The organism is Caulobacter sp. GW821-FHT12D05 (assembly GCF_058807295.1).
In genome coordinates this window covers 540,008-562,764 of sequence record NZ_JBXAQO010000001.1, presented here as the reverse complement: position 1 = coordinate 562,764, position 22,757 = coordinate 540,008, and the positions used below count along the sequence as shown (strand labels likewise).

General features: G+C 66.8%; 22 protein-coding genes. 9 read left to right on the top strand and 13 right to left on the bottom strand.

Annotated features, from left to right (window positions below; genetic code table 11):
* Nucleotides 1-188: 188 nt before the first annotated feature.
* From AC1RRR_RS02500 to AC1RRR_RS02485, 4 genes are all read left to right on the top strand, one after another.
* Complete coding sequence (locus AC1RRR_RS02500) at nucleotides 189-821, top strand: FMN-binding negative transcriptional regulator (protein ID WP_492810289.1); 633 nt, start codon at nucleotides 189-191, stop codon at nucleotides 819-821.
* A 177-nt stretch (nucleotides 822-998) separates the two neighbouring features.
* Nucleotides 999-2,363, top strand: a complete 1,365-nt coding sequence (locus tag AC1RRR_RS02495; protein ID WP_492810288.1) for a phophatidylserine decarboxylase associated domain-containing protein — start codon at nucleotides 999-1,001, stop codon at nucleotides 2,361-2,363.
* Between the two features lie 15 nt (nucleotides 2,364-2,378).
* A complete protein-coding gene (locus AC1RRR_RS02490; RefSeq protein ID WP_492810286.1) occupies nucleotides 2,379-4,052 on the top strand; it encodes a dipeptidase in 1,674 nt (557 codons plus the stop codon).
* A 106-nt stretch (nucleotides 4,053-4,158) separates the two neighbouring features.
* Nucleotides 4,159-5,064, top strand: coding sequence for a LysR family transcriptional regulator (locus AC1RRR_RS02485; protein WP_492810284.1), 906 nt, complete (start codon nucleotides 4,159-4,161; stop codon nucleotides 5,062-5,064).
* Nucleotides 5,065-5,086: 22 nt separating this feature from the next.
* On the opposite strand, the gene AC1RRR_RS02480 is transcribed toward AC1RRR_RS02485, so the two are convergent.
* From AC1RRR_RS02480 to AC1RRR_RS02460, 5 genes are all read right to left on the bottom strand, one after another.
* Nucleotides 5,087-5,503, bottom strand: a complete 417-nt coding sequence (locus tag AC1RRR_RS02480; protein ID WP_492810282.1) for a putative quinol monooxygenase — start codon at nucleotides 5,501-5,503, stop codon at nucleotides 5,087-5,089.
* Between the two features lie 26 nt (nucleotides 5,504-5,529).
* Complete coding sequence (locus AC1RRR_RS02475; protein ID WP_492810281.1) at nucleotides 5,530-6,378, bottom strand: VOC family protein; 849 nt, start codon at nucleotides 6,376-6,378, stop codon at nucleotides 5,530-5,532.
* 87 nt (nucleotides 6,379-6,465) lie between these two features.
* Complete coding sequence (locus AC1RRR_RS02470; protein ID WP_492810279.1) at nucleotides 6,466-7,479, bottom strand: aldo/keto reductase; 1,014 nt, start codon at nucleotides 7,477-7,479, stop codon at nucleotides 6,466-6,468.
* Nucleotides 7,480-7,627: 148 nt separating this feature from the next.
* On the bottom strand, nucleotides 7,628-8,440 hold the full coding sequence (locus tag AC1RRR_RS02465; RefSeq protein ID WP_492810277.1) for an alpha/beta hydrolase: 813 nt from the start codon (nucleotides 8,438-8,440) through the stop codon (nucleotides 7,628-7,630).
* A gap of 140 nt (nucleotides 8,441-8,580) precedes the next feature.
* Nucleotides 8,581-8,934, bottom strand: a complete 354-nt coding sequence (locus AC1RRR_RS02460) for a hypothetical protein (RefSeq protein WP_492810275.1) — start codon at nucleotides 8,932-8,934, stop codon at nucleotides 8,581-8,583.
* Between the two features lie 51 nt (nucleotides 8,935-8,985).
* On the opposite strand from AC1RRR_RS02460, the gene AC1RRR_RS02455 reads away from it, so the two are divergent.
* Nucleotides 8,986-12,099 (top strand): sensor histidine kinase, encoded by a 3,114-nt coding sequence (locus tag AC1RRR_RS02455; RefSeq protein ID WP_492810273.1) that lies wholly within the window; start codon nucleotides 8,986-8,988, stop codon nucleotides 12,097-12,099.
* Nucleotides 12,096-12,722 (top strand): response regulator, encoded by a 627-nt coding sequence (locus tag AC1RRR_RS02450; protein ID WP_492810272.1) that lies wholly within the window; start codon nucleotides 12,096-12,098, stop codon nucleotides 12,720-12,722. Before AC1RRR_RS02455 ends, AC1RRR_RS02450 begins: the two co-directional genes overlap by 4 nt.
* A 7-nt stretch (nucleotides 12,723-12,729) precedes the next feature.
* Here the strand turns inward: AC1RRR_RS02450 and AC1RRR_RS02445 are convergent, their stop codons facing one another.
* From AC1RRR_RS02445 to AC1RRR_RS02430, 4 genes are read right to left on the bottom strand one after another with little or no spacing between them, the layout of a single operon-like run.
* Complete coding sequence (locus tag AC1RRR_RS02445) at nucleotides 12,730-13,698, bottom strand: AraC family transcriptional regulator (RefSeq protein ID WP_492810270.1); 969 nt, start codon at nucleotides 13,696-13,698, stop codon at nucleotides 12,730-12,732.
* 3 nt (nucleotides 13,699-13,701) lie between these two features.
* Nucleotides 13,702-14,778: an acetamidase/formamidase family protein gene (locus AC1RRR_RS02440; RefSeq protein WP_492810268.1), complete on the bottom strand. Its 1,077-nt coding sequence runs from the start codon at nucleotides 14,776-14,778 to the stop codon at nucleotides 13,702-13,704.
* An 8-nt stretch (nucleotides 14,779-14,786) separates the two neighbouring features.
* Complete coding sequence (ygiD, locus tag AC1RRR_RS02435) at nucleotides 14,787-15,575, bottom strand: 4,5-DOPA-extradiol-dioxygenase (protein ID WP_492810267.1); 789 nt, start codon at nucleotides 15,573-15,575, stop codon at nucleotides 14,787-14,789.
* Entirely contained in the window at nucleotides 15,572-16,795 is a 1,224-nt protein-coding gene (locus AC1RRR_RS02430) for an aromatic ring-hydroxylating oxygenase subunit alpha (RefSeq protein WP_492810265.1), read from the bottom strand. Before AC1RRR_RS02430 ends, ygiD begins: the two co-directional genes overlap by 4 nt.
* 264 nt (nucleotides 16,796-17,059) lie before the next feature.
* On the opposite strand from AC1RRR_RS02430, the gene AC1RRR_RS02425 reads away from it, so the two are divergent.
* The 3 genes from AC1RRR_RS02425 to AC1RRR_RS02415 are packed head-to-tail and all read left to right on the top strand — an operon-like array spanning nucleotide 17,060 to nucleotide 19,246.
* Complete coding sequence (locus tag AC1RRR_RS02425; RefSeq protein ID WP_492810264.1) at nucleotides 17,060-17,917, top strand: TauD/TfdA dioxygenase family protein; 858 nt, start codon at nucleotides 17,060-17,062, stop codon at nucleotides 17,915-17,917.
* A 7-nt stretch (nucleotides 17,918-17,924) separates the two neighbouring features.
* Nucleotides 17,925-18,743 carry an oxidoreductase gene (locus tag AC1RRR_RS02420; RefSeq protein ID WP_492810262.1) on the top strand — a complete coding sequence of 273 codons (819 nt, stop codon included), beginning with the start codon at nucleotides 17,925-17,927 and terminating at the stop codon, nucleotides 18,741-18,743.
* Between the two features lie 17 nt (nucleotides 18,744-18,760).
* Complete coding sequence (locus AC1RRR_RS02415) at nucleotides 18,761-19,246, top strand: VOC family protein (protein WP_492810260.1); 486 nt, start codon at nucleotides 18,761-18,763, stop codon at nucleotides 19,244-19,246.
* On the opposite strand, the gene AC1RRR_RS02410 is transcribed toward AC1RRR_RS02415, so the two are convergent.
* Genes AC1RRR_RS02410 through AC1RRR_RS02395 form a run of 4 tightly spaced genes read right to left on the bottom strand, consistent with a single transcriptional unit; the run spans nucleotide 19,247 to nucleotide 22,757 of the window.
* A complete protein-coding gene (locus tag AC1RRR_RS02410; RefSeq protein ID WP_492810258.1) occupies nucleotides 19,247-20,053 on the bottom strand; it encodes an NAD-dependent epimerase/dehydratase family protein in 807 nt (268 codons plus the stop codon).
* Nucleotides 20,050-20,862, bottom strand: coding sequence for a TauD/TfdA dioxygenase family protein (locus tag AC1RRR_RS02405; RefSeq protein ID WP_492810256.1), 813 nt, complete (start codon nucleotides 20,860-20,862; stop codon nucleotides 20,050-20,052). The genes AC1RRR_RS02410 and AC1RRR_RS02405 overlap by 4 nt, the downstream gene beginning before the upstream one ends.
* 15 nt (nucleotides 20,863-20,877) lie before the next feature.
* A complete protein-coding gene (locus tag AC1RRR_RS02400; RefSeq protein ID WP_492810254.1) occupies nucleotides 20,878-21,372 on the bottom strand; it encodes a flavin reductase family protein in 495 nt (164 codons plus the stop codon).
* Complete coding sequence (locus AC1RRR_RS02395; protein ID WP_492810252.1) at nucleotides 21,372-22,757, bottom strand: zinc-binding metallopeptidase family protein; 1,386 nt, start codon at nucleotides 22,755-22,757, stop codon at nucleotides 21,372-21,374. The genes AC1RRR_RS02400 and AC1RRR_RS02395 overlap by 1 nt, the downstream gene beginning before the upstream one ends.

Here is a 22,757-nt window from a genome sequence, read left to right as displayed (position 1 = left end):
CCTCCCCATACACGAAAGTCTTCTTCTTATGGGTCCAACATGCGCCGATGCCAGCGGTACGGCAATCCACCGGCTGGACCCGTACCCCTGTCAGTCTTGGTGCTTGTTCGGCGCCAGCCCGTTCCCGATTGTGCCCAGGAAAGCAGCGTCGGCCGGGGGGTCGGCCTAGAAGACCGCGAGGCCCAAGCATGTCCGAGTCGACGCCGTCCGCCGCCCCGGATCCCTATCAGGGCGGCCTCGACGACGTGATCGACCTGATCCGCGAGTTCCCCCTCGCCTGGGTGGCCCCGCGCGACGACAACGCCGGAAAGGTCGCGACGCTGCTGCCGATGCTGGCCGACACCGACGCCCAGGGCCAGGTCGTCTCGCTGCTGGGCCACATGGCCAAGCGGAACCCCCTGTATGCCGCGCTGGAGGCCCAGCCTCATGCGGTGCTGCTGTTCACCGGCCCTCAGGCCTATGTCTCGCCCGGCCTGGTCTCGAACGGGACCTGGGCCCCGACCTGGAACTACGCCAAGGTTCGTGTCGAGGCGACGATCCGCTTCCGGCCGGACCTTGGACACGAAGCGCTCGACCGCCTCACCCGGGCTATGGACGCGCAGGACCAGACCGGCTGGAGGCCACGCGACGTGGGGCCACGCTACGAGGCCATGGAGCGCGCCATCATCGCCTTCGAAGCCAGGGTCACGGGCCTGTCATCCAAGTTCAAGCTGGGCCAGGACGAGACCGAGCAAGCGCTGAACGAAATCCTGGCCGGCCATGCCGACCCGGTCCTGACGCGGTGGATGCGCCGCATGAACGCCCACCGGCTGCCCGCCTGATAGGTCCGGGCGATACAAGCGTCTGACCTCCGCGCATCGCTGAAGCGGCGATCTCGCGATGCACGCTCGCGCCGAGCGTGGACATCAATCAATCTCATAGTTGTATTTATCGAGAATGCGTATTTATAGTGGCGCCACTTGCTGCCTTGGATGGCAATTGTTGCGAGGGAGGCCAACGTGCAACTGTCCTATAGCAAAGCCACATCCCAACCTTTTCCCAGCAGCTATCGCACGGGATGGCTTCCCGAACCCGGCAGCGCCAGTTGGGCGAAATTCCACAAACATGTCGCGGATGAGGTTCGCGCCTTTGACGGCCCGCTGGACCCGGCGGTCCAGGACCTGCTGGACTTTCTGACGACCAATCCGGTGGTTTCCTACCTGATGGCGAACGCCTGCCGGCAGAATGAAACCATGCTGAGAACGTCGAACCTGGATACGGACGGCGTCCCCATCCCCCGCATCCCCGACGCGCAGTTCTTCGCCGCCGTCTGCAACTTTCTCCTGACCTGGTGGCCGCGCTACATCGATGACGATCTGGTCGGCCTGCCGTTCTCGGGCTTCACGGTCGGGATCGACCCGACGCTGTCCGGATCGCAACTGCTGGGCCTTCCGCAGTTCAATGAAAAGATGGGGCAGGTCCTGAACCAATGGCACCAGTTCCTTGGATCCCCAGCCTCCGGCGCAGGCTTCTCCAAAGACGGTGAGCAGTGGCTGTCGCCCAAGGCCAAGGCTTCGTACCAGTTCGACCTTTGGCAGAAAGACAACGAGACCCTGCCCTATTGGAATTCCTGGAATTCCTTCTTCACGCGCAATTTCAAGGATCCGCAATCGGCTCGCCCTATCGCCGATCCTCAGTCGAACCAGACCGTCATCTGCCCGAACGACGGATCGCTGTTCCGCTGGGACTGGAATGTCGCAGCCGACAACACGTTCTGGTTCAAGGACATGAACTACTCCCTGCGCGATATCCTGAGTTCCCCGCTCCCGGAACAACAGGCGGTCATCGACCAGTTCGGCCTCGTCGACATGTTCGACGGCGGCTATATTTTCCAGACCTACCTGAACCCTTACAATTTCCATCGCTGGTGGGTGCCGGTGAACGGCAAGGTCCTGTTCGACCCGATCTGTATTCCCGGCGCCTATTTCAACAAGCTGGTCCTGCCGGATTTCGGCGGCGCGACCACGGCGTCATTGCCCTATCTGACCGAGGTGAACGCCCGCGGGCTGGTCGTCTTCGAGACCGAGGACTATGGCCGCGTATGCTGCATCCCTCTAGGCATGAGCGAAGTCTCGACGATCGCCTTCGATGAACAGATGAAGCAGGGCGCTTCGGTCACGAAGGGCCAGGAAATGGGCATGTTCAACTATGGCGGCTCGTCGTTCGCCATCATCTACGAGAACCTGCCCGACAAGCAGCTCATCTTCATGGATGCTGACGGCAAGCACTATCCGCAACGCCCGCAGACCGCGACCAGCAGCTCTGGAGCCGGCGGCAACGTGACCAACATCGGCGCGCAGATCGGCGTCTGGTACTCCCGCTAGGTATCGGAGCGCGACATGTGCACCACCATGATCTTCACCAAAGGCGCGTGCGCCGATGGCGCCATGCGTGTGACCCATTCCGACGACAATGAGCTGTCGGATCAAAGGATCATCTACGTTCCCGCACAGCATCATCCGCCGGGCGCCAAGCGCGCGGTCGTGGCCGGCGCGAACGACGCCTACCCGCGCCTGGTCACCGACCAGCGCGGGCCCAACTACGAGCTCGAGGGTTATCCGCAGACCCCGGCGATCGGCGTCATCCCCCAGGTTGCCTATACCTACGCCTATTTCGACGGCAGCTATGGGATCATGAACGAACACAATCTGATGTTCGGCGAATGCACCAACGGCGCCAAATATCAGCCGAACTACGTCTCGCAGGAGGACGCCGCGGAGCGCGGAGGACAGTGCAGGCTGTTCTACAGCGCCGAACTCTCCCGCATCGCCCTGGAGCGTTGCACCAAGGCGCGCGAAGCGGTCGAGCTGATGGGCGCGCTGATCGACGAGTACGGATACTTCTCGACCGGCGAGACCTTGCTGGTCGGCGATGAAGACGAGGCCTGGGTGTTCGAGATGTGCGCCCTGCCCGACGAGGTCAACCACTCCGCCTGGGCGGCCCAAAGGGTTCCCGACGGCCACCTGTTCGTCGCCGCCAACGAGTTTCGCATCCGCACGCTGGAGAAAGGCGATCCGGACCAGATGTGGTCGAAGCATCTGGAGCCAGGGGCCGAGAAAGCTGGCTGGTGGAAGCCTTCCGATGGACCCATCGACTGGCTGCCGACGATCAGCGACGGCGAGTACTCCCACCCTTATTATTCATTGCGCCGGGTCTGGCGGGTCTTCGATCGCGCAAATCCTGACCTTGGCCTGAGCCCCTGGGTCAACGGAGCCGGCTACACCACCGACTATCCGTTTTCCGCGCCCCCGCAGCGACCGCTCGAACGTCGCGAGATCTTCGACCTTTATCGCGATCACTACGAGGGTACGGAGTTCGATCTGACCAAGGGGACCGCGGCCGGCCCCTACGGCGATCCGCATCGCTTTATCGGGCCTTATGACGGGGCCCAGAACAACGTCTCGCACGAGACGCTGTACGGGGCGTGGGAACGCTCGATCTCCATTTTCTATCAAGGCTATCTGACCGTCTGCGAGGTCCGTCCGAATGCGCCGGACCTCACCAAGGGCGTCTGCTGGTTTGGACCCGACGTCGCCTACACGACCTGCTTCACGCCCTTCCCGGCCAAGATGCTGGATCTGCCCAAGGCCTATCAGACGGGTGATCCCCAGGTCTTCAGCCGCGACAGCGCCTGGTGGGCTTTCGACTTCGTCGCCAACTGGTCGCGGCTGAACTTCCAGCGCATGTGCAACGCCGACATCACGCCGTTGCAGGGAAGACTGGAAAAGGACGGCGAGAGCGCGCTGGCCCAATGGGACCAGGAAGCGAGCGCGTCCCTGGATCGAGAAGCCTTGACCCGCCTGGCGACGACATTTTCGTCAGCCCTGGTCCAGCAATGGTGGCGGCTGTCCGACCAGCTCATCGCAAAATACTCGGACGGTTACGTCAACGGATCGATAGGTCGCCCCCAGAACTCAGCGCCGGCGCCCTTGGGCTATCCGTCTGAATGGCTCGGGAAAACCAACTATGCGAACGGCCCGACGACCTACGACATGAAGCTGGCCCGCGCCTGAAACTTCGCCTGAGCGGCAGCGACGACGATGTGCCCCTGACGCGCGCCACGACACGCGATCTGCGCTAGCCTGGTGTCAGTATCCGAAGGGGGCGTGCTGACGGCGCATGGACAATCGCGCGGGCGAGATGATGGTGTTTGTGCGGGTGGTCGAGGCGGGCAGCTTCTCCGAGGCCGCGCGCTTGCTGCTGATGACGCCGTCGACGGTGTCGAAGCTGATCGCCCGGCTGGAGGCGCGGCTGGGCGTGCGGCTGATCGAGCGGTCGACCCGCCGCCTAGTCCTGACCGGTGAGGGCCAGTTCTACTACGAGCGCAGCCAGGCTTTGCTGGGCCAACTGGACGAGACCGAGCAGCAGATCGCCCTGGGCGGCGCCGAGGCCGAAGGTGTGATCCGCGTCACCTCGTCGGTGACTTTTGGCGTCGCGGCCTTGGAGCCGATCCTGCCGGAATTCCTGGAGACCTATCCCAGGATCGTCGTCGACCTGTCGTTGTCGGACGACGTGGTCGACCTCTATCTGGACCGCACCGACATCGCGATCCGGGTCGGCAAGCTGCAGGACTCCAACCTGATGGCCCGCAAGCTGGGCGAGACGCGTCGGCGCATCGTCGCCTCCCCAGCCTATCTGGCCAAGCACGGCACGCCGCGGACGCCCGAGGATCTGGTCGGCCACAACTGCCTGGGCTTCAATTTCCGCCGCGCCAATCCGGTCTGGCCGATGCGCGAGGGCGGGCGGATCGTCGAGCGGATGCTGAGCGGCGCCCTGCTGGCCAACAATGGTGAGACGCTACGGCGCATGGCCATGGCCGGTGTCGGGATCGCGCGCATCGCCGACTACCACCTGCGGGGTCCCATCGCGCGGGGCGAGCTGGTCGAGCTCCTGCCCGACAGCGACATCGGCGAGACCGACGAGATCCACATGCTGTTTCGCGGGGCCCAGTTCCTGCCGGCGCGGGTTCGGGCGTTCCTGGACTTCACCGCGCCGCGCATGCAGCGCTTCCTCGCCGAAGGGTGAGAAAGCGCCGCGGACGCGTCGGCTACCGCCCATGCCCCAGGACTTCCATCCGCATCACCTGCACCCCGCCCTCGGCGAGCGTCGGCAGCTTGGCGAACCAGTCCTTCACATAGGGCATGGCGTTGTGGGCCTCGAAGTCCTCCACGGTCGCGAAGACTTCGTAGAAGATGAAGTGGCCCGGCTTGGCCCGATCCTCCTGCAGGAAATAGACGAGGTTCTTGGGGTCGCCCCGGACCAGTTCCACCAGCGGCAGGGTCGCGGCGCGCAGGGCCGCTTCCTGGCCGGGCTTGGCCTGAATTTGGGCGACGATCGAATAGGCGCCGGCGGGGATCTGGTTGTAGCGGACGCCAGTCGGCTCGCGCGCCATGGCCGGGGTCGAAAGCGCGCCGGCGGCCGTCAGGGCGGTCAGCGCCAGCAGGGTCGTGATGGTCTTGCGCATCGTGATGTCTCCTCCGAGGGAATGGCCTAGCGCGTGGCGCGTTGGCGGGCGGCCAGGGTGCTGGCGAAGCGCTGCTTGACCGGGCCCAGCGCCTTGACGAACTCCAGCTGCTCGCCCTCCGGTCCCTTGCAGTAGATCAGCTCCCAGCCGTCCGACGGGGCGACGGTTACCTTGTTGGTGTTGGCGCTCTGCGGGGCGGCGCGACGCTCGGCCTCGGTGTTGACGCGGATGATGCGGTTGGCCCGCACCTGGGTCATGCCGCGACGGGCGGACTCGGCTTCCAGGTCGGTGATGAACTTGTTGAAGTCGACGTCGTCGCGCACGTGGAAGCAGATGTGCATCATCCGCGGAAACGCGGGGCTCATGTGCTGCACCGGCTCGGCGAAGGCGCGCGGCCCGCCCATCGGCTGGTCGGCGTCGCGGTATTGCAGGAGCTCGATCACCACGTTGTCGAACTGGATGAAACGAACGTCGAGCCGCTGCGCGCCGCCGCGCAGGTCTGGAACGCCGATGGTGCGCGGATTGACGCCCAGTTCGTTGGCCAGGATGTCCTGGTCGGCCAGCAGCGTGTTGTGGACGGTGTCGCCCTGGAAGTCGCCGTGGCGGAACACTTCCGTGCCGCCCAGGACCTCGGTGTAGAACTCGTAGGCCCGCTCCATGTTCTGGACGGTCAGGCCAAAGTGCTGCACGCCTTGCAGGCGAGCCCCGAGCGGGCCGGCGTTGCGGGCGGCGGGCGAGAGGCCAGGAGCGCTCTGGGCGGCGGCCGCTGAAGCGGTCATCGCCGTCCCGGCGGCGGCGGCCAGGGCCACGCCGGCGGTGCGGAGCACGTCACGACGGCCTGGATCGGCCGCGTCGGAAGTCTTCGAGTTACGCATGATCTTTCTCCTTTTTAGGCGTGCAGGAGCCCTTCGGCCGAAGCGAGCCTCGGCCGTTGAGCGACGGTTTGAGTGGAAGAGGTCGGGCTAGGCCGCGTCGGGTAGCGGAGCCGCCGGATTGACCAAGCCCGCCGCGCGGAGTTCGCGCCAGAAGTCAGCCGGAATGGTTTCGTCCAAAGCGGCGCGGTCCTCGGCGATGCGGCCAGGACGGCTGGCGCCAGGAATGACCGCCGCCACAGCCGGGTTGGCCAAAGCGAACTGCAGGCCGGCGGCCTTCATGCTGATCCCGTGACGATCGGCGATGGCCTTGATCCCGGCGACCTTGTCCAGGATGGCCGGGGTCGCCGGGGCGTATTCGAAGTTCGGACCACCGACCAGGGCGCCGGAGCTGTAGGGCCCGCCGACCACGATCCCCAGCCCGCGCTCGGCGACCTTGGCGGTCACGCGTTGCAGGGCGCGGTCGTGATCCAGCAGCGTATAGCGGCCGGCCAGCAGGAAGGCGTCAGGGCGCGGCTCGTCGAGATCCAGCAGCAGCTCGATGGGTTCGACGCGGTTGACGCCCAAGCCCCAAGCCTTGATCACGCCCTCGTCGCGCATCCGGTCCAGCGCCTTGAAGGCTCCCTTGCGGGCGCTCTCGAACAGGCTCAGCCACTCGTCGCCATAGAAGTCCTGGGCCACATCGTGGACGAAGGCGATGTCGATGTGATCGGTCTGCAGGCGCTTGAGGCTGTCCTCGATCGAGCGGTAGGTCGCGTCCTCGGAGTAGTCGTTCACGATCTTGTTCGGACGACCGTATTTGAAGACGTCGCCCTTCTCGCCCAGATCGCGGGCGCTGACGTCCTCGACCTCGTCCAAGATCACCCGGCCGACCTTGGTGCTGATCACGTACTGGTCGCGCGGCTTGTCGGCCAGGGCGCGGCCTATGCGGATCTCGGCCAGGCCCGCGCCGTAGAACGGAGCATTGTCGAAATAGCGGATGCCGTCGTCCCAGGCCGCTTCCACGGTCGCCAGGGCCTCGTCCTCGGGGATGTCGCGAAACATGTTGCCGAGCGGCGCCGCGCCGAAGCCGAGCTTGCCGGGCAGGATATCCTTGATCGTCATGGTCTTAGCTTTCCGTCTGATGTCGTGTCGGGCGGGCCGCCCGGCTCGACGTCTGGAATATTCCGCGGGCCGTTCGCCCAGTAGCCGGGCGCTGATCCCAGAACCTTGGAACCAAATTCACAGATCGGGAGGGACGGCCGGACGGCGCTCATCGGGCCGCACCTGGCGTCGACTTGGCCGCCGACTTGGTCACCGCTTCCTCGATCAGCGAGGCGACCACGCCGGGCTGTGAGACATAGACGGCGTGGCTGGCGGCGACGTCGCGCACGGTCGCCCCGGCGCGCTTGGCCATCATCCGTTGGGCGGGCGGCGGGATCATGTGGTCGTCCTTGGCGATCAGGTACCAACTGGGCTTCACGCGCCAAGCCGGGGTGGTGACCTTGCCCTCCAGGGCCTGCGCGCCCCACGGCTGCTGGGAGTCGGCCATGAACCGCGCGATCTCCGGCTTCACGTCGGCGGCGAAGGCCGCGGAGAACTTGGCGCGATCCAGCAGCAGCAGGCCGTCGACCGGCGGCAGGATGGGCAAGGCCGGCGCGCCGGGCGGCGCGCTGGCGACGATCGAGGCGACGGACTCGCCCTGGTCGGGCGCGAAGGCGGCGACATAGACCAGGGCCGAGACCTTGGGGTCCGAGCCCGCCTCGGTGATGACCACGCCGCCGTACGAATGGCCGACCAGAACCACCCTGCCCTCGGCCGCCGCGATCGCGCGCCGGGTCGCGGCGACGTCGTCGGCCAGCGAGGTGGTCGGGTTCTGGACGATGACCACCTTGTAGCCGTCTCGCCGCAGGATCCGATAGACGTCGGCCCAGCCGGAACCATCGACGAAGGCGCCGTGCACCAGGACGATCGTGCCCGGTTTGTCGCTCGGTGCGGCGACGGCCGGAGTCGCCGGCCCGACGGCGCCAGCCCCGGCGGACAGCATCATGACGAGCATCAGCCGATTGGCGGAAAGCAGACGCATCACAGGTCTCTCCTTGTGTCGCTTGCCGCAGAACCGGCGCATGCCCGTTCTTCCCGACCGCCCGGCCATGATGTCGCGGCGGCGATGGATGGAAATCTCTGATGAGGTATCGCGCGATCGCTCGAACAGGAGCCCGACGGCTAGCGTGAAGAGCGCGACCGCACGCGGACCCGCCCCCATATCCGGGCATCGATGGCATAGGCTCCTGGCCCCGCCAGCACCAAGGCGACCATGCCGCCCAGCAGCGCCAGGTCTCGCGGAAACGACATGGGTGGACTCAAGGTGATCAGCGCCAAGGCGCAGACGAACGCGCTCCAGCGTGCTCCAGCGCCCAGCGCCAGGGACACGCAGAGAACCGCTGTCAGCCACGGACCAGGTCCGCCAAGTTCCGGGATTGGATCGAAGGTCAGGGCGGCCCAGGCCAGCGACAACCGCAGCACCGCCAGACCCGCGCCAAGCAATCCGCCAGGGTAGACCGGAGCCGTGATCCTCATTCAGGAGGTCTTGAACCCTCGGCTCGCCGCTCGGAACACCCGATCTAGCGATTGCGCGATCCCCTGATCGGGGATGCCTTCCAACCCCTCACAGAACAGTGTTTCATCGATGAAGCGACCACGGGGGTGGGAATGGCGTCAGGACCTGTTCGGCTTTGGCCAGCGCTGGCGGCGCTGCTGTGGATCATGGGCGTCTGCGAGGTCGCCGCCCAGCCCTATGCGCTGTCCATGAACCAGCTGAAGCACGAGGTGTGGACGCGCGACGACGGCGCGCCATCCGTACCGCACGCCATGGCCGAAACCGCGAACGGCATGCTCTGGATCGCCAGCCGTGAAGGATTGTACCGGTTCGACGGCCTCTCGTTCGAGCCCATGGACGCGGACATCGATCGCGACAAGTACGGCCAACCCCGGAAGCTGCAGGTCGGACGCGATGGGACGATCTGGGTCTGGTATTCGAAGGGGTGGCTGGGCCTGTTCCGCCAGGGCCGCCTCCAGCTCGTCGAGGCCCCGAAATACTCGGGCGAAGTCATCACCTTCACCCTGACCCGAGACGGCGCGCTGTGGGTCGGCATCGCGCAGATCGGCCAGCCGTTCCTGCGGTACCAGAACGGGCGGTGGGACAGGGTCTCGCCGAACCCCGAACGCCAGATGCTGTTCTACACCCTGGAGTCCGCCGATGGGGCCTTCTGGATCGGCTACAACAAGTCGGTGCTCCGCCGGGCGCCGAATAGCGCCAAGTTCGAGCGCGTCGAGGCGCCCATGGGTGGCGGCGGAGCGCTGGCGATCGATCCTTCCGGGAGCGTCTGGGTCGTCCGTCCGGACAGCGGCGCCAGACTCACCGGACCGGGCGGACGCTGGCCCGCACCGCCCTCCAGACCGTTTCGCTGGAAGAGCGACGACCCGGCCTGGATCGGCGTGGCGTTCGACAAGGACGGCAACCTCTGGACCAAGGGCCGGGATTTTGGACGGGTCGCGGGGCTGGTCCAGGCCGAGCGCACCGGCCGGGGCGACCCCGTCTACGAACAGGGCGGGCGCTCCCTGATGTCCTCGCCACGACCGTCCCTGCTGTACGTCGATCGACGCGGGACGCTGTGGTACGGCGGTCCCCGCAGCATCGACCACTTCAGCACGCCCAGCATCGTCGTCGAACCCGAGCTGACAGCGACCGCTCGGTACGGGGATCAGGTTCTCACCGCCTCTTCCGGGGCGGTCTACATCGGCCAGAGCGACGCGCTCTACCGGGTCGATCCGGGCAAGCCCCCGGTGCGCCTCTTCGCGATCCACGATCCGAAGGCGATCTGCGAGGATCGGGATAGGTCGATCTGGGTCGCGGCCCTGGATCGGATCATCCGGGTCCGCGGCGACGAGCGGACGGAGTTCCCTGCTCCTCCGAGCGAAACCAGCTTCTACGATTGCGGGCCCGACTCCACGGGGCGGTTCTGGCTGCCCGCGTCCACCAACGGCATGTACTGGCGCGACGGTGCGCGCTGGCGGTCTGTCCCGGCCAAGGACCTTTCGGCGACCTCCGATCCAGCCTTGCTGGTGAAGGATCCCCAGGGCCAGCTGTGGTCCATGACCGACGGCGCGACCCTGACCCGCCTTGAAGGCCGCTTCGCCGAGACGCGGTCGCTCGATGCGGTCCTGAAGACGACGGGCGGGATACGCGCGGCGCTCGCCATCTCCCGGGGCATCTTCTTGTCGGGGCGGGATGGCGCGGCGCTGGTGTCCGCTCGCGGCATCACGCAGACCCAGGCCAAGCCACTGCGCTACGTGACCGGCCTGGCCCAGACGCCCGAAGGCGACACCTGGCTGTTTGGCGCGGGCGGACTTTCCAGGGTGAAGACCGCCGATCTGGAGAGGGCCTTCGCCGAGCCCGCCTTCGTGCTCCCGGAACGAACCTTCAGCTACGAGGATGGCCTCCCGAACGGCCCCAACGCCCAGAATTATCGAACCATGACCCGAGGCGGCGACGGTCGGCTGTGGCTCGCTACGATCGACGGGATCGCCTGGATCGACCCCGCTCACCTGCCCTCCAACTCCGTGCCGCCCGGCGTCGCGATCACCTCCCTGACCAGCGAGACGGCCACGCTCAAGGACCCGACGACGATACGGCTTGAGGCTGGCTCCTCGGACATCACCATCGGCTTTTCGGTGATCAATCTGACCATGCCCAAGCGGGTCAAGGTCCTGTACCGACTGGAGGGCCACGACCGGCAATGGGTGGACCCGGGCTCGCGCCGGCAGGCGTTCTATACGAACCTGGCCCCGGGGACGTATCGTTTCCAGGTGATCGCGGCCAACGAGGACGGGGTCTGGAACCGCGCCGGCGCGACCCTGGCGGTGACGATCCCGCCGACCTTCCTGCAATCGATCTGGTTCAAGCTGCTGGTCGCCGCCGCGCTGATGCTCCTGGCCTGGGCGCTCTACAGCCTGCGCGTTCGCCAGGTCGCCGCCGCGTTCGAGGCGCGCTTTCAGGTTCGGACCGCCGAACGCGAGCGGATCGCGCGGGAACTGCACGACACGTTGTTGCAGGGCTTCCAGGGCTTGATGCTGCGGTTCCAGGCCGTGTCGAACCGGCTGCCCGGCGATGACCCGCTGCGCACCGACATCGATCAGGCCCTCGATCGCGCCGACGGCGTCCTGGCCGAAGGACGCTCCCGCGTCCGCGACCTGAGGAGCCAGGCCGCGCGCGCGGACCTCGCCGAGGCGCTCGTCGACCTCGTCGGCGGTTTCAACGAAGGCGCGGCGCCGCCCATCGATCTCGTCATCGAAGGCGGCGCGAAAGCGGTCGTCCCGCTGGTGAGCGAGGAGATGCTGCGGATCACGCAAGAGGCGATCCGCAATGCGATCGCTCACGCCCAGGCCTCGCGCATCTCGGTGCGGCTCACCTTCGCCCGTCGCCATCTGACGCTGTCGATCGCAGACGATGGCATCGGCTTGCCGGCGGCGGTGCAGGATGCGGGCGAACGGGAGGGCCACTTCGGCCTCAAGGGCATGCGCGAACGCGCCGAGCGCGCCGGAGGGCGACTGACGATCGCGACCCGACCGAAGGCCGGAACCGAGATCGAAATCCAGATCCCCGCCAACACGGCCTATGTGGAAGCCGCCCTTGGATGGGATTGGTTGCGGGATCTGGGTGTCTGGCGCGGGAGGCTGCAATGACGGCGCGTCTGATCCGCGTTCTTTCAGTCGACGATCACGCCGTCCTCCGCGAGGGGATCGCGGCCTTGGTCGGACCGCAGGAGGACATGGTCATCGTGGGCGAGTGCGAAAACGGTCGTCAGGCCGTCGACGCCTTCCGACAACTGCGGCCGGACGTGACCCTGATGGATCTCCAGATGCCCGTCATGAGCGGTCTCAAGGCCATCGCCGCCATTCGCGAGATCGCCTCCGACGCCCGTATCGTCGTCCTGACGACCTACCAGGGCGATGTTCAGGCCGTCCGCGCCCTCAAGGCCGGCGCCAGCGGATATCTGCTGAAGTCCTCCCTTCGCCACGAACTGCTCGAGACCATCCGCCTGGTCCATGCCGGACGCCGGTTCATCCTGCCGGAGGTCGCCCAGGAGATCGCCGTGCATGCCGCCGAGGAACCGCTCAGCGGCCGCGAGATCGAAGTGCTGGAATGCATGGCTGCCGGCGGCGCGAACAAGACGATCGCCCATCGGCTGTCCCTGTCGGAAGAGACGGTGAAGGCCCACATCCGCAGCATCTTCTCCAAGCTCGACGTCAATGATCGAACCCAGGCGGTCACCACGGCGCTGCGCCGGGGCATCATCGCGCTGTAGCGCGAACTCAGTTCAAGACCTCGCCGCCCGCGGGTTCGCGGCCCTGCCGGAATTCGCGGGGGGACAGGCCGTACTGCTCGCGAAAGGCCCGGCTGAAGTGCGCCGAACCGTTGAAGCCCCAACGAAAGCAGATTTCCGAGATCGACAGGCGGGCGTGCTGGGGGCTGGCGAGATCGATCCGACACCGCTCCAGCCGGCGCGACCGCAGATAGTGGCTGAAGGTCTCGTTAGCCGAGGCGAACAGCTTCTGCACATAGCGTGGCGAGACCCCCTCCTCGTTGGCGACACGGCGCAGCGACAGCTCCGCATCCGGCAACAGGGTCTCGATGGTCTGGCAGAGGCGCTGCAGGTGCGCGGTCGGCGTCGAGATATCGAAGGCGTCGGAGACGGCCGCCCCTTGCTCGAGCAGGCACTGGGCCAGGAATTCGGTGAAGGCCAGGTCGACGGGACGCAGTTGATCGACGGACAGGTTCTCGAGTTCCTCGGCCGTGGCGCGCAGGAGATCGGAGAGGATGCGCGGCACGCCCTTGGAGCCGTCCAGCCAGCCCACACGCAGGTTGAACGGCCGGATCAGCCGGTGGTCCAGCGCCACGCGCGGGGCGCGCACGAACAGCAGGCGCGAACGGGTGTCCAACCGCAGGGCCGCCGCCTGCCCCGTGGGCCCGAAGGCGATGTCGCCCGCGCCGACGCTGACCGCCAGGTCGTCGGTGACCAGGGTCGCCTCGCCGTGCAGCAGGACCGCCAGCCAGATCGCCGCCGGCTGCGACGTGAGGCGGCCGGCGATCGTCTGGGCTCCGGCCTCGACCAGGGCGAACTCGATCCCGAGCGGCGAGGTCAGGCAGGCCACCGAGGCGGCGGCCGGCTCATGGTCCGAAAGCCCCTCGATCGGCAGGCCCAGGCGGCCCATCGCTTCGCGCCAGGCCTCGGCGCGTTCAGCGCGGGGGTGGCTCTCGGTGCTGAACGACCAGGCCTTCATGGATCACACCTTGAGCTTGGGAAAGATGTCGCGCGGGATGCGCACGTGACAGCCTTGCGTGCCGTCGACCACCTGGGTGACGCCGAAGTCGGCCGCCACGCTCATCAGCGAGTAGGCGTCGTTCTTTGACAGGCCGACCTGGTCGCTCAGCAGGCTCAGCATCTTGGTCGAGGCGTCGCGCATGGCCAGGTTCAAGTCCTCGTTGAAGCCGTGGACGATCCACCACTTGGGTGTCTCCAGCAGCGGCCCGGGGGTCTGGATGTCCTTGCGCAGTACGATCTGCATCAGGACGTTCAGCGAGCTCTCGATGGCCGTGCCCGACAGCTCGCCATCGCCCTGGCTAACGTGGGGGTCGCCGATCGAGAACAGACCGCCGTCGACCTGCACCGTGTAGTACATCGTGGCCCCTGCCCCGATGCGCCAGTTGTCGATGTTGCCGCCGTGCTCGCCCGGCGGAATGGTGCTGACGCGCCCGTTGACGGCCGGCGCCACGCCGGCGGTGCCCAGGTGTGGGCGGGCCGGGATCCGGATCCCCTTCAGGGCGGGCTGGCGGTCGCATTCGGGGCAGTTGGTGATCGTGCCCGGGATCAGGTATTTGCCTTCAAAATCATAGGCATAGAGGGCGCTCGCGGTGTTGGTGTTCTGATCCAGCTCGTAGATCGTCACCCGCTCCTTCTCGCCGAACTCCTTGTAGAGATAGCCCCAGTTGGCCGCGAGGTTGGAGCCGTAGTTGTTGCGCGGGACCATGCGCAGGTAACGCACCTCCAGCACGTCGCCGGGCTTGGCGTCCTCGACATAGATCGGGCCGGTCATGATGTGGACGCCGGGATTACGGTCGTCCTCGGGGATCTCCTTGAAGATCCGCGTGACGCCCTCGTCCATCATCAGCTCAGGCGCGTCGCCGGCGTGGTGGGTGATGGCCTCGGCCTGGACCAGGTCGCCGCTCTTGATGCGCAGCGACGGCGGCGTCGAGGGATCGAAATAGCCCCAGTGCACGGTCTGGGGCGTGGCCTTCAGGGTGTGCAGGGCGCCGGGGATGACGTCCGGGCGGGTCTGGCCGGGTTCGCAGATGAAAGGCATCGGATTCCTCAAGCGCTGGCGAGCGTGACCGACGTCATGCTCAGCGAGCCGTGCTCGATGTGGTCGGGGGCGAAGGTGGCGACGTCGCCAGGCAAGCGCGCGCCCAGCACGTAGAGCAGCGGCCAATAGTGCTCGGGCGTCGGGACCGAGCGCGTTGCGTCCTGGCCCTGGCTCTCGAAGTCGACCGCTCGCTGTGGGACGTCCTCGGCGATGGCGGTCTTGATGTGCTCGTTGAACCGCTGCGACCAGTCGTAGGGCGCGCAGTGGCGATCGCCCCAGTCCATGGCCGGCAGGTTGTGGACGATGTTGCCGGTGCCGACGATCAGCACGCCTTCATCACGCAGCGGGGCCAGGCGCTGGCCGATCTCGAAGTGCCAGGCCGGCGGCTTGGTCGCGTCCATGCTCAGTTGCACCACCGGCACGTCAGCGTCCGGGAAGGCCTTGCCCAGCACCGACCAGGTCCCGTGATCCAGGCCCCAGCCGTTGTCGTCCAGCGTCACCGGCGTAGGCGCCAGGACCTCCGCCACGCGCGCCGCCAGCTCGGGCGAGCCGGGCGCGGAATACTGCTGGTCGAACAAGGCCTTGGGGAAAGAAGCTCCGAAATCGTGGATGGTCCGGGGCTTGGTCATGGCCGTCACCGCGACGCCGCGCGTCAGCCAGTGGGCCGAGATGCAGAGGATGGCCTTGGGCTTGCCGACCGCGTCGCCCATGGCCTTCCATGCGCGCGTGGTGTCGTTGGTCTCCAGCGCAATCATTGGGCTGCCGTGACCGAAGAAGATGACAGGCAAGCGGCTCATGCGGCGGCCTCCTCGTTGGCGGGGGCCGGCGTTCCGGCTCCTTTCATCGCCGCCCAGGTCTGTTGGTAGCGCGGCGCCAACCAGCGGTTGAACTGCACCTGCGCCCCCTCCTGCCAGGAGTAGCGGCCACGGATGGCGAAGCGCGAACGCAGGCCCTGCTGGACCAGCTCGTCGACATGCATGTCCTGGGCGATGATCTTGCCCGCCGAGGTCATGATCATCTCGAGGCGCTCCTCGAAGCCGGAGCTCTCGATGGCGCCGGGCGCGACCAGGATGCCGGTGTCCTGCTCCATGGTCTCGGGACCCGTGGGACGCAGGATCAGGTAAATGACCATGTCGCTGGTCATCACCAGCGACAGCGTCGGCGGGATGTTGGCGAAGGTGGCGCGGTTGCGGTCTTCGTCCGTCAGGTTCGGGAAGATCGGCAGCACCGCCTTCTGGGTCGGGTTGAAGCTGGCGTCAGCGTGCAGGGTGCCGTTGTAGCGCAGGAAGCCCGCGTCACCCTCGCCCGCCGCCGGGAAGCTGCACAGCTCGCTGGGAATGAAGTCGTGCAGCGGCCCGCGGTGCAGCTTGCTGGCGTGGTAGCCGTCGTTGTTGTTCTCGAACATCACCTTCCAGTTCCAGGCGAACTGGCCGGTCATCGGCGGCGACAGGCCGTCGGCATTGGCGAGGTCGTAGTTGGCGACGGCCGCTTCCACGGCGGTGAGACGCGGCGCCAGCGGCGCGGCCGCCTCGTCGAAATTGATGAAGATGAAGCCCAGCCAGATCTCGACCTTGAAGGTCGGCAGCTTCACCGCCTTCTTGTTGAAGTCGCAGGTGCGCTCCATGGCCGGGGCGTTCACCAGGTCGCCGTTCAGCGAATAGACCCAGTGGTGATAGGGGCAGACGAAGCCGCGCGTATTGCCCCTGCCCTCGGCCACCAGCATGGCGCGGTGCTGGCACACGGCCGACATCGCCTTGATCTCATTGTCGCGGTTACGCGTGACGATGATCGGCTCGCCGATGATCTTCGTCGTGAAGAAGTCCCCGGGCTCCTTGATCCAGTCGACGCGGCCGACACACAGCCATTCGTGATTGAACAGCGCCTCCTTCTCGAACTCGTAGAAGTCGGCGTCGACATAGCAGGACGGCGGTAAGGTTTCGGCGGTCTCGACATTCTCCATCGAGCGCGAAAGGCCCTCGAAGAAGACATCGCTGAGAAAGGGCGGGCGCGGGTTCATCGGGAAGCGCTCTGCAAGGGCGGAAGTCGACCATCACGCTAGGACCGCACCGTGGGCCGGTCTTGCCTCAGCGCGCACGAAGAGTTGGTCAGCAATCGCTCCGGGCGGCGCGACGCCGGATTTGCAGGCGCTGGGCGCCCTGGCGGCGCGTCCGGCGCCCAATCTGGGATCACAGCCGGCGCCGACGAGAAAGCTGTCGTGCGCGCTGAGACAAGACCGAGACGGTCGCCGCGCCTACGGTCATGTCGTGCCACGGAGGACGCCATGACGCTGACCGCAGACATCGCCATCAAGGACCTGAAGCCTGGCTTCGGCGCCGAGATCTCCGGCATCGACCTGGCCTCGGCCCCGGACGCGGCCCTGGACCAGGTCGTCGACACCTTCCATCGCCACGGCGCCATCGCCCTGCGCGACCAGAAGATGACGCCCGACGACTTGATGCGCTTCATCGGCCGGTTCGGCGACGCTGAGGATCACACCCAGACCCGCTTCACCCTGCCGGGCTATCCGAAGATCTTTATTCTCAGCAACCGCGTCGTGGACGGCAAGCCGATCGGCGCCCACAACGACGGCGTGGGCTGGCACACCGACTACAGCTACAAGCCCGAGCCGGTCATGCTGACCATGCTCTATGCGGTCGAGGTCCCGGATGAGGGTTCCGACACCCTGCTGGCCGATGGCTGCGCGGCCTGGAACGCCCTGCCCGCCGACAAGCAGGCCATGCTGGAGAAGCTGCGGCTGCACCACAGCTACAAGCACTTCATGGCCACCCGGCAGTTCGGTCAGCAGCAGAACCTGTCGCCCGAGCTGGAGGCGGCCAATCCGGATGTCGAGCACCCGCTGATCCGCACCCACCCGGCCGACGGCCGCAAGGCGCTGTGGCCCTCGACCGGCACGGTGACCGAGGTGATCGGCATGCCCGGTCCGGCGGGACTGGCTTTGCTGGATGAGCTGGTCGAGTTCATGACCCAGGATCAGTTCGTCTATCGCCACAAGTGGAAGGTCGGCGACCTCCTGATGTGGGACAACCGCTGCACCCTGCACACGGGCACGCTGTACGACGACACCAAGTACGTTCGGACCATGCACCGCCTGTGGGTGAAGGGCGACAAGCCGTACTGAGGTCCACATGACCAAGACCTGGATGATCACTGGCGTTTCCGGCGGCCTGGGGCGGGAGATCGCTCTGGCGGCGATGGCGCGTGGCGATGTCGTCGTCGGCACGGTGCGTAAGCCCGAGGCGGCGACCGCATTCGAAGCCCTGGGCGGTCACGCCCTGCTGCTCGACGTCACCGACGAAGCGGCCGTTAAAGCTGCCGTCGCCAAGGCCGAGGCCTTGACCGGGACGATCGACGTCCTGGTCAATAACGCCGGCTACGGCCTGGTCGGCGCGGTCGAGGAAGCCTCGCTGGACGAGGTGCGGGCGCAGTTCGAGACTAATGTCTTCGGCCCGCTGGCGGTGCTGAAGGCCGCCCTGCCCGCCATGCGCGCCCGCCGCGCCGGCCGGATCATCAACATCACCTCGGTCTCGGGCCTGGCGGTCTGGGCCGGCACCGGCGTCTACTGCGCCAGCAAGTGGGCGCTGGAGGGCTTGACCCAGACCCTGGCCCAGGAAGTCGCCGAGCTGGGCATCAAGGTGATCAACGTCGCCCCCGGCGGCCTGCGCACCGACTTCGCCCAGGGTTCCAAGACCATCGTGGCCACCAAACTCGCCGACTATGACGGCCTGGCGCGCGACGCCGAGCGGATCATGGCCGACCACGCGGGCCAGGAGCCCGGCGATCCGGCCAAGGCGGCGCAGGCGATCCTGACGATCGCCGACGCAGAGAACCCGCCGATGCATCTGCTGCTGGGCGATGACGCCCTCAAGTACGCCGGCTATGCCGCCCAGGGCCTGTCGGCCGACATCGACGCCTGGAAAGACCTCTCCCTCTCCATCGGCTTTTGAAACGCGAGCGACCTCACGTGACCAACACCCTGATCTTTGTCGACCTGGCCTCCGAAGACCCGTCCAAGGCTGGCGACTTCTACGCCAAGGTGTTCGGCTGGCAGAACGACGCCCGCCCCGAAGGCGTCTATCACCGCATGGTGCCGGGCGGCTTCTTCAAGCAGCCCGACGGGACCGACAGCCAGATCGGCAACCTGCATCTGGGGATCTTCAAGGCCGCCAACGCCCGCCCTCACCCCGAGCCCGAAGGCGTCGAGCCCCGCGCGCTGAGCACCGAGGGCCGCAAGCCGCGCATCTGGGTGCTGATCAGCGACGACGACAGCGCCGAGCGCATCCTCGGCACGGCGCAAGAGTTGGGCGCCAAGGTGCTGTGGAAGGACCACTACTGGAAGGAATTCAACGGCTACAACCACGCCTTCCGCGACCCCTGGGGCAACGAGATCGTGCTGTGGGGCAAGGCCGGCGCCGATCCGCAGGTCCCGGCGGACTTCACGCGGGAATAGTCAGTCGACGCGCGAGGGCTCGCCAACGAAGTCCTTCGCGCAATACCAGCCGCCCTGGAACGGGGCGGCGACCGGATCCTCGGGCGGCCCGGCCATCACCTCGGCCGCCCAATCCTCGGCATTGTCGCGCGGCGCATAGCCGAGGAAAGCAGCGGCCGAATTATCCCAGAAGTTCCGCGCGTTGGCGGAAACTCCGTACACGGTCGCATAGCCGAAATCCGGCGCCTCGATCCCGCAGCGGACCAGCTCGACCATGTCGCGCGGGCTGACCCACACCGCCAGCTGGCGCGGATCGGACGGCCGCTCGCGATAGGCGCCGATGCGCAAGCTCAGCACCTGCAGGCCAAACTTGTCGGCGTACATCCGGCCCATCGCTTCGCCGAACACCTTGCTGACGCCATAGTAGCTGTCGGGACGCGGGACGAGCGTTTCGGCCGTCGGCGTCTCGCGCCGATGGAAGCCGGCCGCGTGATGTGACGAGGCGAACAGCACCCGTTTGACGCCGGCGAGCCGCGCGGCCTCGAACAGGTTGTGGACCCCGACGATATTGGCCGGCAGCACCTGCTCCCAGGCATTGGTTTCGGGCTCGACTGGCACGCCAGCCATGTGGACGACGCAGTCGATCCTGTCCATCGCCGACGTCAGGCCCGGCAGGTCCAGGAGGTCGACGGCTAACGTCTCCTCCCCCGCCCTCGCCGGCTCCAGCGGCGCGATGTCGGCCAGCCGCATCAGGTCGTAGCGACCGCGCAGGCCTTGGCGGATGGCGTCGCCGATGCCGCCGGCCGCGCCCAGCAGGAGGACCCTCAAACCGGCTTGTCGCCGGCGACCGTCACCCGGTAGCCCGTGCGGGTGTCGGGGAAGTAGTCCCAGATCGCCTGGTGCCAGGTGCAGCGGTTGTCCCAGAAGGCCACCGAGTTCTGCTTCCAACGGAAGCGCACCTGGAAGTCCGGATTGCTGGCGTGCTGGTACAGAAACTCCAGGATCGCCCGGCTCTCGGCCTTGGACACCCCGGCGATGTGGGTCGTGTAGGACGGATTGACGAACAGGCTCTTCCTGCCGCTGACCGGATGGGTGCGCACGATCGGGTGGGTCGAGCAATTGTACTTGCGGTCGATGTCCGGGAAGATCGCCTTGTAGACCGGGTTGGCGTCATGCACCGCGTGCAGGCCTTCCAGATAGGCCTTCATCCGGTCCGACAGGGTGTCATAGGCCCAGTACATGCTGGCGAAACAGGTGTCGCCGCCGTCGTCGGGCAGGACCTTCATGTAGAGGATGCTGCCCAGCGGCGGCTCGGGATCGCAGGTCAGGTCCGAGTGCCAATTCTCGCCGGCCACGAACTTGGAATTGGCGTCGGCGTGGATGGCCACGATCTCGGGATGGTCGGCCAGGCCCGGCACGCCTGAGTGGATGGCCAGGTTGCCGAACTTGCGACCGAAGTCCTTGTGGGCGTCGTGCGACATCTCCTGGTCGCGGAAGAAGATCACCTGGTGCTGGGTCAGGGCCTGGTGGATCTCTTCGAACTGCCGGTTCGAGAGGGGCTTGCCCAGGTCGACGCCGAAGATCTCCGCGCCGATCCGGCGGGTCATGGGCTTCACGTCGAGCACGTCATAGGCCATGCGGCGCAACTCCAACTAAGCGTTCAGAAAGCCGCCGCGCACATAGACGAGCGGCGTCTTGGTTTCGTCGGTCACGACGCGCAGGACGCGCCCGACCAGGATCTCGTGATCGCCGCCGTCGTGGGCGGCGTGCAGTTCGCACTCGACCGCCGCGACACAATCGGCCAACAGCGGCGCGCCGCAGGCCCCAGCCTCGACAGCCGTCAGGGCGAAGCGGTCATCGGCCCCGCTCTTGGCGAAGCGGTAGGCCAGGTCGCCTTGCTCTTGGGCCAGGATGTTGACGCAGAAGGTCTTGGCGTGGCTCAGCGCCGCCAGGGTGCGGCTGTCGCGCTTGAGGCAGATCATGACCAGCGGCGGGTCCATCGACACCGAGCTGAAGGCGCTGACCGTCGTGCCGACCAACCGGCCATCATGACAGGCGGTGACCACCGTCACGCCGGCGGCGAAACTGCCCATGGCCTTGCGGAAGTCCGCAGGCTCGGGCGCGTGGGTTTGTGCCGCGGCGCTCATCACTCGTTCCCGAAAGGGTTGTCGGGATAGACCGCCGAGGCCGGACGCTTGGCGCCCTCCTCGGGGCTGGCGCGGCCGCAGATGGCCAAGGCCGTCAGAGCGTAGATCAGGGCGCTGTCGACCAGGTCTTTCGGCGTCGGCCGCCAACGGCGGAAGCCGGTGGTGATGGCCGGAATCCGGTGCATGTTGAAGACGTTGTGGTCGCGCCACATGCTGGAATAGACCGGATTGGCCAGGGCGACCGGATGGCCCAGGCCCAGCTGGGTGGCGATGTCGACGGCCCCGACCAGCGGCGCCACCTCGGCGGCTTCGGCCTCGAAGCCGTGGCGCACCACGACCGGCTCGATGTCGATGCGACCCAGGCCGGCCTCGCGCACCATGGCCTCCAGCGAGTGCTGGACGTCGGCCACCCGCTGCTTGGGGGTCAGGCCGACCTCCAGATAGAGGTTCACCAGCTCGGTCCCGGCCCCGAACGCGAACGGGATGCCGCCGCGCACCGAGCCGATCTGCGACTTGGGTTGGGCCACGCCGCCCGGGCTGTCGTAGCGGCTCTTCTTCTCATACTCGCCGCTCCAGGCATGGATGGCCTCGGTCAGCTTGCCCAGTTTGTAGATCGGGTTGGGATGCTGGGCCGCCGTTGCCGGATGCTCCAACAGCGGCGTAAAGACCCCCTCGCCCCAGACCTGGAAGCGGAACACGGCATAGCCACAGCCGACCCAGGTCAGGCCGAAGTCGCAGCCCTCGGCGGCGATGGCGTAGTCCGGTGCGACGCCGCCGTGGTGGAACAGGTAGTGGGCCCCGATGTCCTTGCCCATATAGGCCACGCCCCGGTGCTCCTCGATCGGCTCTGGGCCGATCTCGCCGGGACAGGCGGTCAGGTACATCTTGCCAGCAAGCTCGTAGCCGGCCTTCTTCAGCGCCTTGGCCGCGATCAGAAAGCAGCTCATCGGCCCGCGATCGTTGGCGATCGGGTAGCCGTAGAGCTTGCCGTCCTCCAGCCAGCACTTCTCCCATTCGGGACTGGCCAGGGTCTCGGGGCTGTATTTGTAGGCGTCGAGATCGGGGTTCCAGGTCGGCGCCTCGGTGTCGAGGTGGGCGGTGAACAGCAGGTTCTTGCCAACACCCTTGCCGCCGTGCGTGCCGATGATGTTGGGCCGCTCGGGCGTCGCGCCCACCTTGCGGGGCGAGAAGCCTTCGCGCGCCATCCAGTCGTGGACGTAGTTGGCGACTTCCAGCTCCTTGCCGGACGGCGCGGGAATATTGCCCAGGGTCAGGGCCAGTTCGACGATCTCGGCCTCGTCGATGGCGGCGGCGATCGCGGCGCGGTCAGCATCGGTGACATGGTAGGGCGCGCTGGCGCCCAGGTTCGGAAATCCATCGGCCAT

Bases quoted from the DNA above. Each gene is read 5' to 3' on its own strand.
- AC1RRR_RS02430 (WP_492810265.1), bottom strand. From the start codon at position 16,795: ATGAACCCGCGCCCGCCCTTTCTCAGCGATGTCTTCTTCGAGGGCCTT.
- AC1RRR_RS02500 (WP_492810289.1), top strand. From the start codon at position 189: ATGTCCGAGTCGACGCCGTCCGCCGCCCCGGATCCCTATCAGGGCGGC.
- AC1RRR_RS02465 (WP_492810277.1), bottom strand. From the start codon at position 8,440: ATGCGTCTGCTTTCCGCCAATCGGCTGATGCTCGTCATGATGCTGTCC.
- AC1RRR_RS02395 (WP_492810252.1), bottom strand. From the start codon at position 22,757: ATGGCCGATGGATTTCCGAACCTGGGCGCCAGCGCGCCCTACCATGTC.
- AC1RRR_RS02400 (WP_492810254.1), bottom strand. From the start codon at position 21,372: ATGAGCGCCGCGGCACAAACCCACGCGCCCGAGCCTGCGGACTTCCGC.
- AC1RRR_RS02405 (WP_492810256.1), bottom strand. From the start codon at position 20,862: ATGGCCTATGACGTGCTCGACGTGAAGCCCATGACCCGCCGGATCGGC.
- AC1RRR_RS02485 (WP_492810284.1), top strand. From the start codon at position 4,159: ATGGACAATCGCGCGGGCGAGATGATGGTGTTTGTGCGGGTGGTCGAG.
- ygiD (WP_492810267.1), bottom strand. From the start codon at position 15,575: ATGAGCCGCTTGCCTGTCATCTTCTTCGGTCACGGCAGCCCAATGATT.
- AC1RRR_RS02460 (WP_492810275.1), bottom strand. From the start codon at position 8,934: ATGAGGATCACGGCTCCGGTCTACCCTGGCGGATTGCTTGGCGCGGGT.
- AC1RRR_RS02420 (WP_492810262.1), top strand. From the start codon at position 17,925: ATGACCAAGACCTGGATGATCACTGGCGTTTCCGGCGGCCTGGGGCGG.
- AC1RRR_RS02440 (WP_492810268.1), bottom strand. From the start codon at position 14,778: ATGCCTTTCATCTGCGAACCCGGCCAGACCCGCCCGGACGTCATCCCC.
- AC1RRR_RS02490 (WP_492810286.1), top strand. From the start codon at position 2,379: ATGTGCACCACCATGATCTTCACCAAAGGCGCGTGCGCCGATGGCGCC.
- AC1RRR_RS02425 (WP_492810264.1), top strand. From the start codon at position 17,060: ATGACGCTGACCGCAGACATCGCCATCAAGGACCTGAAGCCTGGCTTC.
- AC1RRR_RS02470 (WP_492810279.1), bottom strand. From the start codon at position 7,479: ATGACGATCAAGGATATCCTGCCCGGCAAGCTCGGCTTCGGCGCGGCG.
- AC1RRR_RS02475 (WP_492810281.1), bottom strand. From the start codon at position 6,378: ATGCGTAACTCGAAGACTTCCGACGCGGCCGATCCAGGCCGTCGTGAC.
- AC1RRR_RS02445 (WP_492810270.1), bottom strand. From the start codon at position 13,698: ATGAAGGCCTGGTCGTTCAGCACCGAGAGCCACCCCCGCGCTGAACGC.
- AC1RRR_RS02480 (WP_492810282.1), bottom strand. From the start codon at position 5,503: ATGCGCAAGACCATCACGACCCTGCTGGCGCTGACCGCCCTGACGGCC.
- AC1RRR_RS02450 (WP_492810272.1), top strand. From the start codon at position 12,096: ATGACGGCGCGTCTGATCCGCGTTCTTTCAGTCGACGATCACGCCGTC.